This window comes from Sphingomonas sp., from assembly GCF_036677245.1.
Lineage (GTDB): Bacteria > Pseudomonadota > Alphaproteobacteria > Sphingomonadales > Sphingomonadaceae > Allosphingosinicella.
This window is the reverse complement of sequence record NZ_JAKFCG010000085.1, coordinates 1-10,510: the sequence shown is the minus strand read 5'-3', so window position 1 is coordinate 10,510 and position 10,510 is coordinate 1. Positions and strand designations below refer to the sequence as shown.

Annotated in this window: 11 protein-coding genes; 6 read left to right on the top strand and 5 right to left on the bottom strand. The window is 65.5% G+C overall.

Translation table 11 applies throughout. The annotated features are described in order from the left end of the window. A partial coding sequence (locus tag V6M48_RS10320) for a hypothetical protein (RefSeq protein WP_443019087.1) occupies window positions 1-318 on the top strand: 318 nt, incomplete at its 5' end. Window positions 319-347: 29 nt separating this feature from the next. On the opposite strand, the gene V6M48_RS10315 is transcribed toward V6M48_RS10320, so the two are convergent. Then, window positions 348-953, bottom strand: a complete 606-nt coding sequence (locus V6M48_RS10315; RefSeq protein WP_332812457.1) for an alpha-ketoglutarate-dependent dioxygenase AlkB — start codon at window positions 951-953, stop codon at window positions 348-350. Between the two features lie 157 nt (window positions 954-1,110). On the opposite strand from V6M48_RS10315, the gene V6M48_RS10310 reads away from it, so the two are divergent. Together V6M48_RS10310 and V6M48_RS10305 are read left to right on the top strand one after the other, a co-directional pair. Beyond that, on the top strand, window positions 1,111-1,629 hold the full coding sequence (locus V6M48_RS10310) for a response regulator (RefSeq protein WP_332812456.1): 519 nt from the start codon (window positions 1,111-1,113) through the stop codon (window positions 1,627-1,629). Between the two features lie 190 nt (window positions 1,630-1,819). Next, complete coding sequence (locus V6M48_RS10305) at window positions 1,820-1,978, top strand: hypothetical protein (RefSeq protein WP_332812455.1); 159 nt, start codon at window positions 1,820-1,822, stop codon at window positions 1,976-1,978. 38 nt (window positions 1,979-2,016) lie between these two features. On the opposite strand, the gene mtnP is transcribed toward V6M48_RS10305, so the two are convergent. After that, entirely contained in the window at window positions 2,017-2,892 is an 876-nt protein-coding gene (gene mtnP / locus V6M48_RS10300) for an S-methyl-5'-thioadenosine phosphorylase (protein WP_332812454.1), read from the bottom strand. A gap of 123 nt (window positions 2,893-3,015) precedes the next feature. On the opposite strand from mtnP, the gene wrbA reads away from it, so the two are divergent. From wrbA to V6M48_RS10285, 3 genes are all read left to right on the top strand, one after another. After that, window positions 3,016-3,615 (top strand): NAD(P)H:quinone oxidoreductase, encoded by a 600-nt coding sequence (gene wrbA / locus V6M48_RS10295; protein WP_332812453.1) that lies wholly within the window; start codon window positions 3,016-3,018, stop codon window positions 3,613-3,615. A 76-nt stretch (window positions 3,616-3,691) separates the two neighbouring features. Continuing rightward, on the top strand, window positions 3,692-4,396 hold the full coding sequence (locus V6M48_RS10290; RefSeq protein ID WP_332812452.1) for a TIGR02117 family protein: 705 nt from the start codon (window positions 3,692-3,694) through the stop codon (window positions 4,394-4,396). 82 nt (window positions 4,397-4,478) lie between these two features. Then, window positions 4,479-5,063, top strand: a complete 585-nt coding sequence (locus V6M48_RS10285) for a urate hydroxylase PuuD (RefSeq protein WP_332812451.1) — start codon at window positions 4,479-4,481, stop codon at window positions 5,061-5,063. A gap of 53 nt (window positions 5,064-5,116) precedes the next feature. On the opposite strand, the gene V6M48_RS10280 is transcribed toward V6M48_RS10285, so the two are convergent. From V6M48_RS10280 to V6M48_RS10270, 3 genes are all read right to left on the bottom strand, one after another. After that, window positions 5,117-6,085 carry an SMP-30/gluconolactonase/LRE family protein gene (locus V6M48_RS10280; RefSeq protein ID WP_332812450.1) on the bottom strand — a complete coding sequence of 323 codons (969 nt, stop codon included), beginning with the start codon at window positions 6,083-6,085 and terminating at the stop codon, window positions 5,117-5,119. A 63-nt stretch (window positions 6,086-6,148) separates the two neighbouring features. Then, on the bottom strand, window positions 6,149-8,602 hold the full coding sequence (gene thrA / locus V6M48_RS10275; protein WP_332812449.1) for a bifunctional aspartate kinase/homoserine dehydrogenase I: 2,454 nt from the start codon (window positions 8,600-8,602) through the stop codon (window positions 6,149-6,151). A gap of 128 nt (window positions 8,603-8,730) precedes the next feature. Then, window positions 8,731-10,275 (bottom strand): 2-isopropylmalate synthase, encoded by a 1,545-nt coding sequence (locus V6M48_RS10270; RefSeq protein ID WP_332812448.1) that lies wholly within the window; start codon window positions 10,273-10,275, stop codon window positions 8,731-8,733. Window positions 10,276-10,510: the final 235 nt, after the last annotated feature.

Genomic DNA, 10,510 nt, shown 5'->3' with positions numbered 1-10,510 from the left:
GCGGACGTCGCGAACGACAAGGCAGCCCGCACCCAGATCTCGATGGAGAAAGCCAGTGACCACCGTAAAGAGCTTGATGACCTTAGGCGCCGTTACGATGCTCTGCTCCGCTTGCGGGCAGGAGCGGCCGCAACCGCTGCCGGTGGTGGCGATCGAGCGGCAGTGCCCAACGTTCCCGGCGCCACCCCCGGAATTGATGATCCCGCCCTCCAAGACGGACTTCTTGCCTCGGAGATAGCCCTCAGGCTGAAGGCGCTTCAAGAATGGGTCAACGCGCAGGCGGCGGTGGAGCGCGGTGCTCCAACTCCGGCCGACTGATCAAAGTGCGTCGAAACACTTTATCGTGATCATTCGACCATGATTTCGCGCGGATCGGGCGCGCTGGCCAAGGTCCGCATCGTCACCGAATAGCGCAGGCTCTCCACCGGCGGGATGCTGTGCTCCCACAGCGCGCGCGCGGCGCCGCGCAGCAGATAGGCGGAGCGCGGCGCGGCGATCAGCGCCGTGCGCTCCCAGCCGCGCCCGCTGCGACGGCGAAAGCGCAGCCGGCATTCGGAGAGCAATGACACGCCGATCGTATCACCGAAGACGGACCTGTCCTTGTGCCATCCGATCGACGCTCCCGGCGCATATTCGGTGACCAGCATGTGGACGAGCGCGCCGGGATCGACGCCGGCGAAACGCGCGGCCCGCTCGCGCAGCGGCAGAAGGAAGGCGGGGATCGGTTCGGCCTCGGAGAGGCCGCTGCCGTCGAAGACGTAGCGCCAGCCGAAAGACACGACACGCCTTTTGCCGAGGAAGCCGTGGAACTCGAACGGCTTCAGCTCGAGCCGGGCGATCGCCGCGGCGATGCTCGCCTCTTCATCGGCGCTCAGCAGATCGGGCTGATAGATCAAGCCCTGCGGGGCGACGGGCTCGTCGGCGAAGAGGCCGGGTTGTTCCGCAGCCGTCAACGAATCTCTCCTCCTTTATCAACAAGATGTCGTTTCGCCGTGCGTTTCGAATCGTTCGTCGCATTTGCGGGGCGCGCCAGTCGCTTCCCCTTCGATTTTGCCTGAACATCGCTGAACCTGAGAAGTCGGGGTTGAAATCGGGGGAAGGTCTCAGCCAATGCTCAAAATCCTTATCGTCGAAGACGAGCCGTTGCTCGCAACAACGCTCAAGCACCTGATCGAGCTCAACCCGCGCTTTCAGGTGACGAACATCGCGGATGATCTTGCCACCGCGTTGGAAGCAGTCGAGGAGCGGCGGCCGGATCTGGCGCTGATCGATCTGCAACTGGCGCGCGGCTCGACCGGGTTCAGCGTCGCCGTGAAGTTGAACGAGCTCGGCATCGCCTGCCTGTTCACAACCGGCAAGGCGCCGCCGTTCGCGATGCCCGACCTGGCGCTCGGCTGCCTCGCCAAGCCCTATACCGAAGAGGATGTCGTCCGCGCGCTGAAGGCCGCGGAGGATGTATTGCGCGGGCGCGAACGGCTGCGGCCGAGCCTTCCAGAAAATTTGCTGATCTACAATCCAGCGGATCCAACTTCGGACGGGGGAGATGAGGAGACGTTCCTCGATCCCGACGCCTATGCGGCACGGCAGTCTATCCGGACGCGACTCACGAGATGGCTGGCGGCAACCTAATTTCGCCTAGGAAGCCCGGACGACGTGCGCTTTTGAAGCAGCTGCGCCCGACACACTGCGCCCTTATGTTGACTCCGAAACAAAGCTTTGCAAGGATGACGGGTTCCCGTGGAATTTCGTATTCCTCGGTTAATGAGTTGGTACGTTTTTGGCTGCATCACGTAAATGTGATGAATGGGGGGAGCCGAACATGGAGTCCGACCACCGTTATTATTCTCGCCGGGCCGCCCAGGAGACCATGGCAGCGGCGCGTGCCGTCACCGCGGACGCCAAGGCCTGGCATAGTCAGCTCGCCGACGACTTCATGAAGCGCGCCCAGCGGGTCAACGAGCTCAGCCCAGTCGACTGAGCGGCCGCGTCGTTTCCGCTTCGCTCATCCAGTGACGTTCAGCGCGATCCCGCCAACAGGCGCGGGCAAATCGCATCCAGCATCGCCACTCTATTCGGATCTCGCGCCTCGGGCGCGGTGATGATCGCGCCATCGAGCGCGCGGTCGATCGGCGAAGCGAGCCGCCGGGCGGGCAGCGCGTGCGCGAGCGCGACGATCATCCGCCGCGCGGTATCAGCGTTGTGCTCGAGCTGGGCGAGGATCGCCGGAAGCTCGACCGCATCGTCGCTCTCGCGCCAGCAATCAAAATCGGTGATCATCGCGACCAACGCGTATGGAAGCTCGGCTTCGCGTGCGAGCCTGGCCTCGGGCATTCCGGTCATGCCGATCACATCGCACCCCCAGCCGCGGTAGAGCCTGCTTTCAGCCCGCGTCGAGAATTGCGGGCCTTCGATCGCAAGATAGGTGCCGCCGCGCGCGACCCTTGCGCCCGCGCTTTCTGCAGCATCGGCGACCAGCCCCGACAGGCGGCTGCAAACCGGATCCGCGAGCGAGACGTGCGCGACGAGACCGCTTCCGAAGAAGCTGCCGGCACGAGCAACAGTGCGATCGACGAACTGGTCGACGACCACGAACGTGCCCGGCGACAATGGCTCGTTGAGCGAGCCGACCGCGCAGACCGCCACGACATCGGTGCAGCCGGCGCGTTTGAGCACATCGAGATTGGCGCGATAGTCGATCTCGCCCGGCGCGAGGCGGTGGCCGCGGCCGTGGCGGGGGAGAAAGACGAATCTGACGCCGTTGATCCGCCCGATCAGCAGCGAATCCGACGCCACGCCCCACGGGCTTTCGACCGGGATCCATTCGGCTTCGTCGAGCGCATCGATCGCGTAGAGGCCCGAGCCGCCGATGACGCCGATCGTCCATCCATCCATGCATTTGTCCTTAGGGGAGCGTTGCGGGTTTGTCGAAGCGCCGCGGGAATATTCGCATCGCGATCGGCACCGAGCGACGCGGGGAGGCGTTGAAGCCATTCTCCCGCGTGCAAGGAACAGATCATGAGCAGGGTCCTCGTCCTCTATTATTCCGCCTACGGCCATATCGAGCAAATGGCCCATGCCGAAGCGGAAGGCGCGCGCGAGGCGGGAGCGGAGGTGGCGATCAAAAGGGTCCCCGAACTGGTGCCCGAACAGGTTGCGCGGGCATCGGGCTACAAGCTCGACCAGGAGGCGCCGGTCGCGGCCATCGCCGACCTCGCGGACTATGATGCGATCATCGTCGGCACCGGCACACGCTTCGGGCGAATGTCGTCGCAGATGGCCAATTTCCTCGACCAGGCGGGCGGCCTCTGGGCCAGCGGCGCGCTGATCGGCAAGGTCGGGGCGGCATTCACCTCCACCGGGAGCCAGCATGGCGGGCAGGAGACCACGCTGTTCTCGATCCACACCAACCTGCTTCACTTCGGCATGGTGCTGGTCGGGCTGCCCTACAGCTTCACCGGGCAGATGCGGCTCGACGAGGTCACCGGCGGCGCACCCTATGGCGCGACGACGATCGCGGCCGGAGACGGATCGCGCCAGCCGAGCGAGACCGAGCTCGCCGGGGCGCGCTTCCAGGGGAAGTACGTCGCAGAGATCGCAAACAAGCTGTTCGGATAGCCGAGCGGAGGCGGCCGCCTCGGGCCGAATAGACGCAGCGCTTCCGCCGCGCTTGCCGCCCGGGTAGACTTGCGTCGTGACGAGGCTTCGCTCCAAGCGCGAAAAGATACTGCTGTTCGCGGGCCGTAGCATTGCGGTGCTGGTCGCCCTTCCTTTGCTCTATTTGCTTGCGGCGGTGGTCGGCGGGCTGATTCCGACGAACGCGGGATGGGCGCAGCCTCGGGACGGCATCACGATCTTCGTCGAGACCAATGGTGTCCACACCTGGATCGTCATGCCTGCGGTGCGGCCGGAAATGGACTGGCGGAAATTGGCACCGGCGACCGACCTCGACGATCCGCGCCGTGCCGGCAGCCATGTCGCGATCGGCTACGGCAACCGCGATTTCTATCTGAACACGCCGGCATGGAAAGACCTGACAGTTCGGCGGGCGCTCGGCGCGGCGTTCGGGAACGGGCCTTCGCTGCTCCACGTCTATCACGAGCGCGACCCCGCACCGAGCGCGGATCGGCGGCCGATCATCCTCAGCCCGGCGCAATATCGCCGGCTGGTCACTTCCGTCGCCAGCAGCTTCGCAACCGGCAGCGACGGCCGCACGATCGCGCTGAGAGGACGCGGCTACGGCGTTTCAGACGTCTTCTACGAAGCGAGGGGCAGCTATAACCTCTTTGCGACATGCAACGAATGGGCCGGAGCGATGCTGCGCGAGGCCGGCGTGCGCACCGGCTGGTGGACGCCCTTCTCGCAGAGCATCATGTGGCGGCTCGGCCAGACTAGCTAAAAAATGCCATCCGACCACTCCGGGCTTATCAGCCCGCCCAAGCTGGGGTAAGACTGCCTGCAAATCACAACGGAGGGCAGTGATGGGCAAGATCCTGGGAAATTTGAACACGGCTTTGGCGCTCGGCGTCGTGCTGCTGCTGGCGACGATGTTCGGCCTGCATCACGGCGAGATGGACGAGCTCTACCTCAATTGGTGGTTCCGCTTTTTCCATGTGATCTCGGGCGTGCTGTGGATCGGGCTGCTCTATTATTTCAACTTCGTCCAAATTCCGACGATGCCCAAAGTGCCCGCCGAGCTGAAGCCTGGCGTCAGCAAATATATCGCGCCTGAGGCGTTGTTCTGGTTCCGCTGGGCCGCGGTGGCGACCCTGCTGACCGGCATCGTCGTCGCCGAAACCGGCGCGGAGCGCTACCTGGTCGCGGCGCTGAGCTTCCAGGAAGGCTATCGCGTGATCGGCCTCGGCATGTGGCTGGGCATCATCATGGCCGCGAACGTCTGGTTCGTGATCTGGCCGAACCAGCAGAAGGCGCTCGGTCTCAAGCCAGCCGAGGACGATGCAAAGGCGAAAGCGGCACGCACCGCGATGCTCGCATCGCGCACCAATTTGGTGCTGTCGATCCCGATGCTCTATTGCATGGTGACGCAATTCTATCTGCCGCAATAAGCGACGAATCTCAGACGATCAGGCCGGCTCCCACAGTGTGGGGGCCGGCCTTTTCATGTGTTCGGCGCGCGGGTCAGCGTCCTGATTCTCGCGAGGCGATGATGCGCGGCGATGAACAAGGTGCGGCCGTCCTCGCCGAACGTGCAATTAGCGATCGCCGTCCCGACACTGATCTGGCCGATCATCGTGCCGTCCGGCGCAAAGACAATGATGCCGCCCGGGGCCGTCGCGAAGAGATTTCCGGCAGCGTCGATCGTCATGCCGTCCGGCAGGCCGGGTCTCTGGACGGGATCGACTGAGTCGGTGACGTCGGCGAAGATCCGGCGCCCGGCGACATCGCCGCGAGAGTCGAGCGCATAGGCCATCCAGATCGCGCGATCGGGATCGGAGCAGGCGACATAGAGCGTGCGCTCGTCCGGCGAGAGAATGATACCGTTGGGGAAGCTGATGCTGTCGTCGAGCAACGCGACGGCGCCATTCGGATCGATCTTGTAGACGCCGTTGAACGGCAGTTCCTTGAGCGGTGAGCCGTCGAGACCGGCAAGCCCATAAGGCGGATCGGTGAAGTAGATGGTGCCATCGCGCGCCTGCGCAAGATCGTTGGGCGAGTTGAACCGCCTGCCGCGATAATGGGTGGCGAGGAAGGTCTTTTGGCGGGTCGTAAGGTCGAGACGGGCGATGGCGCGATTGCCGTGGTCGGCGACAAGGATGCTGTTGCCGGGGCCGGGGATCAGCCCGTTGGCGCCGGGCTCGCGAAAGGCGGCAGGGTCGGGTCCGTCATAGCCCGACGGGTCGAGGAAGACCGACACGCCATCCGCTTGGGACCAGCGATAGATGCGGTTTTCCGGAACGTCGCTGAACAACAGATAGCCGCCATCCGCGATCCACACCGGCCCTTCGGTCCAGGTGAAACCCTCCGCGAGCAGCTCGATCGTCGCGTCGCGCGCAATCAAGCTGTCGAATGCTGGCGTCAGCGCTCGGATCTGCCCTGCGATCGGCTGAGGAGGGATGTCGTTGGCCACCGGCACCTGCTGCTTTGCGTCACCGCCTCAACGCGCGCGTGCGGATTCGTGCGCCAGCCGCGGTCAGGACGCGCCGAGATAGGCGGCGAGGCGCAGCAGATCGGCGAAGATGCCGGCGGCGGTCACTTCGGGGCCGGCGCCCGGACCTTGCACGATCAGCGGATTGGGCGTGTAGCGCCGCGTCTCGAACTGGACGAGATTGTCGGTGAGGTTGAGCCGCGCCAGCGCGTGGGTCGCCGGAACGCTGCGCAGCCGGACGCTCGCCGTCCCATCGGCTTCGATCGAACCGATGAAGCGGAGCCGCTCGCCGCGCGCGCGCGCTTCCTCGAACGACGCGGCGATCGTCTGATCGTGGTCGCGCAGCGCGGTCAGGAAATCCTCGACGCTGCCCTGCTCGAGCCCGGGCGGAACCAGCCCCTGCAAGGCGATGTCGCCAAGCTCGGTGCGAAGCCCCATCTCGCGCGCGAGGATCACGACCTTGCGCGCGACGTCCATGCCCGAAAGATCGTCGCGCGGATCGGGCTCGGTGAAGCCGCGGCTGCGCGCCTCCGCCACAACCTCCGAGAAGGGCCGCACGCCGTCGTAGGAGTTGAACAGATAGGAGAGGGTGCCCGAGAGCACGCCCTCGATGCGCATCACCTCATCGCCGGTCTGCGTCAGATCGCGCAACGTCTGGATGATCGGCAGACCCGCGCCGACCGTCGTTTCATAGAGATAATGGGCGCTGCTTTCGCGGCTCGCGCGGCGCAGCTCGTCATAATAAGCGAGATCGCTCGAGCCGGCCTTCTTGTTGGGCGTGACGACATGGATGCCGCGCCGCAACCAGCCGACGTAGCGGTGGGCGAGATCCTCGCTCGAGGTGCAATCCACGATCACCGTATGCGGCAGGGCGTCGGTCTGGACGTGATCGAGAAACTCGTCGATGTCGAACGGCGGCGCGTCCTGCAATTGGCCGCGCCAGTCGGAAAGATCGATCCGTCGTTCGTCGAGCCGCATCGTGCGCGAGGTGGCGACGCCGCGGACGCGAAGGTCGACGCCAAGCTCGTCGCGGATTGCGGCGACCCGGTCGGCAAGCTGATCGAGCAGGACGCTGCCGACCGTGCCGGTGCCGATCAGACCGACCGAGATGCTCTGCGGCGAAAGATACAGGCCTGAATGGGCAGCACGCAGCGCGCGCTTGCTCTCCGAGCCGCTGACGACAACCGAGATGTTGCGTTCGGAGGACCCCTGCGCGATCGCGCGGATGTTGACGCCGGCCTTGCCGAGCGAACCGAAGAAGCGTGCGGCGACGCCGGGGTGGCCGGCCATGCCGTCTCCGACCAAGGCGAGCAGGGTGCAGTCGGGATCGACCTCGATCGTCTGGATCTGCCCCTGGTGGCGCTCGGCGAAAAAGGCGTCTTCGAGCACCTGCCGGACGCGGCCGGCATCCTGCTCCGGAACCACGATGCAGATCGAATGCTGGGAGCTCCCCTGCGACACCATCAGCGCGGTCACCTCGGCCTCGCGCAGCGCCGCGAACAGGCGGTTGGTCATGCCCGGTATGGTGACGAGGCCTGTGCCTTCGACGTTGACCAAAGCAACGCACTCGACCGTCGACAAGCCCTTCACCATCTGGCTCGAGCCTTTGATGTGGATGCGGGTGCCGGGCGCTGCGGGGTTGAAGCTGTTGCGGATGAAGATCGGGATCGAGCGCTCCACCGCCGGGCCCATCGTCGCCGGGTGGATCAGCTTGGCGCCGAAATAAGCAAGCTCGCTCGCTTCCTGGTAGGAGAGCGCTTCGAGCACGACCGCGTCGGAGACGAGCCGCGGATCGGCGCTCATCACGCCATCGACATCGCTCCAGATATGAATTTCCTGCGCGTCGAGCAAAGCGGCGAAGATCGATGCCGAATAATCGCTGCCGTTGCGGCCGAGCGTCGCGGGCACGCCATCCGCGGTCGCCGCGACGAAGCCGGTCACGACCAGCACGTCGCTCGTGGGATGCGCCGCGCTCCAGGTAGCGAGCCGCTCGCGCGATCGTTTCCAGTCGACGGTCGGTGCCGCGCGCGAGCGGCTGGGCTCGACGACCAGAACCTCGCGCGCATCCATCGCCGATGCGGCGAGGCCGCGCGCGGTGAGGGTCGCGGCAAGGATCTCGGCCGCCCAGATCTCGCCCTGGCCCATCACCATGTCATACGTGCCGCGGCTGCCGTCGCGCAGGATCCACGCGGCGCGAAGCACTTCGGTGAGATCCTCGACGTCGCGCTCGATCTTCTCGATCAAGGTCGCGGCGGCGGCGGCCGGGATGATCTCCTGGACCAAGCCGACATGGCGGCTTTGCAGCGCCGCGACGATTTCGCGGTAGCCGGGATCGCGCTGCGCCGCCGCCTCGACCGCGCGGGCGAGATCGTCGGTCACGCCGCTCATCGCCGAGGCGATCACGGCGCGCGGCGGCGGCGCGCCGACGATGATGTCGGCAACGCGGCTGAAATGCTCTGCCGTGCGGAGGCTCGATCCGCCGAATTTATGGATGTTCATTGCTGTCCTTAAGCCCCCGGCTAGACCTGGAAGCAAGCCGTGTCGCGACCTGCTCCCGATCCTTGCCCTTGTTCGCGGTCTTTAGAGCAGGCTGCGACGAGATGGAATCGCAGCCTGCTCTAAAATCTCTATACCGCCGCGCGGTTGTGGACGGGCGAACGGTCGCGCTTGACGATCAGCTTGTTGAGCGCGTTGACGTAAGCGCGCGCGCTCGCGACCATCGTGTCCTGGTGCGCCCCGCGCCCGCGGGTCGTGCGGCCGTCTTCGGAGAGGAGGACCGAAACCTCCGCCTGCGCGTCGGTGCCGCCGGTGACGGCATGGACCTCATAGCGCTCGAGCTTGGCGCTGTCGTGCGGGACAAGCTTGCGGATCGCGGCGAACAAGGCATCGACCGGGCCATTGCCGCGCGTCGTCGTGGTCAATTCCTCGCCCTCGACGTCGAGCGTGAGCACCGCGCGCTGCGGCCCGTTCGAGCCGCAGTAGATCTCGACTTCCTTGACCTGAATGCGATCGTGGCCGCGCAGCACCTCATCGTCGACTAGGGCAACAATGTCCTCGTCGAAGACCGCCTTCTTGGCGTCGGCGAGGTCCTTGAAGCGCGCGAACGCATCCTGGAAGGCATTGTCGCCGAGGCTGTAGCCAAGTTCCTCGAGCTTCTGACGGAATGCCGCTCGGCCCGAATGCTTGCCCATCACCAGGCTCGACGTGCTGACGCCGACGCTCTCCGGGGTCATGATCTCGTAGGTCGAGGAATCCTTGATCATGCCGTCCTGGTGAATGCCGCTTTCGTGGGCGAAGGCGTTGGCGCCGACGATCGCCTTGTTGGGCTGCACCTGGAAGCCGGTGATGCCAGAGATCAGCCGGCTCGAGCGGGTGATTTCGGTGGCGACGATGTTGGTGCGCACCGGCAGCACGTCGTGCCGGACCTTGATCGCCATCGCGATCTCCTCGATCGCGGCATTGCCGGCGCGCTCGCCAATGCCGTTGATCGTCGATTCGACCTGGCGAGCGCCGGCCATGACTGCGGCCAGAGTGTTGGCGACCGCCAGCCCGAGGTCGTTGTGGCAATGGGTCGAGAAGACCGCCTTGTCGCTGTTCGGCACGCGGGCGATCATGTCGCGGAACATCGCGCCGTAGGTGTCCGGCGTCGCGTAGCCGACCGTGTCGGGCAGGTTGATCGTGCGCGCGCCGGCGTTGATCGCGAGCTCGATTGCACGGGCCAGGAAGTCGGGGTCGGATCGGGTCGCATCCTCGGCGGACCATTCGACATCGTCGCAATAGTTGCGGGCGAGCCGGACGGACCGCTCGATCGATTCCAAGACCTCGTCGGGAGACTTGCCGAGCTTGACCCGCATGTGCAGCGGCGAGGTGGCGATGAAGGTGTGGATGCGGGGCTTCTGGGCGTGGCGCACGGCCTCGCCGGCGCGTTCGACATCGGCCTGCGCGGCGCGGGCGAGGCTGGCAACGGTCGCCTTCTTGCACAAGCGCGCGACCGCGCTGACCGCCTCGAAGTCGCCGGGACTGGCGATCGCGAAGCCCGCCTCGATGATGTCGACGCCGAGCGCCTCGAGCTGCTCGGCGACCTGCAGCTTTTCCTCGAGGTTCATCGAACAGCCGGGAGACTGTTCGCCGTCGCGTAAGGTGGTGTCGAAAATCAAGATTGTGTCTGTCACGTTCCTGCTCCTGTGCAGGTTGTCATTCGGGGTGAAATGGCCCTTAGACGCCGTGGCTGAAGACCCGTTGGGCCCAAGCGAGATCGCGCGCCTAAGGGCGCGTAAGTCGAAGCAGGAGGAGTCCGCGGCGTGACATCATGCCCGTCCTTAACCCGAGACCGTCACCAAAGTCCACCCATGGTCCGCCGAATATGGGGCCCGAGCTGAGCCCTGACGCTGAAGAGGGAGGGGCGGT

What these genes read in the sequence shown, in the direction of transcription:
- V6M48_RS10310 (WP_332812456.1), top strand. Translation starts at nt 1,111, where the DNA reads ATGCTCAAAATCCTTATCGTCGAAGACGAGCCGTTGCTCGCAACAACG.
- V6M48_RS10305 (WP_332812455.1), top strand. Translation starts at nt 1,820, where the DNA reads ATGGAGTCCGACCACCGTTATTATTCTCGCCGGGCCGCCCAGGAGACC.
- mtnP (WP_332812454.1), bottom strand. Translation starts at nt 2,892, where the DNA reads ATGGATGGATGGACGATCGGCGTCATCGGCGGCTCGGGCCTCTACGCG.
- wrbA (WP_332812453.1), top strand. Translation starts at nt 3,016, where the DNA reads ATGAGCAGGGTCCTCGTCCTCTATTATTCCGCCTACGGCCATATCGAG.
- V6M48_RS10285 (WP_332812451.1), top strand. Translation starts at nt 4,479, where the DNA reads ATGGGCAAGATCCTGGGAAATTTGAACACGGCTTTGGCGCTCGGCGTC.
- thrA (WP_332812449.1), bottom strand. Translation starts at nt 8,602, where the DNA reads ATGAACATCCATAAATTCGGCGGATCGAGCCTCCGCACGGCAGAGCAT.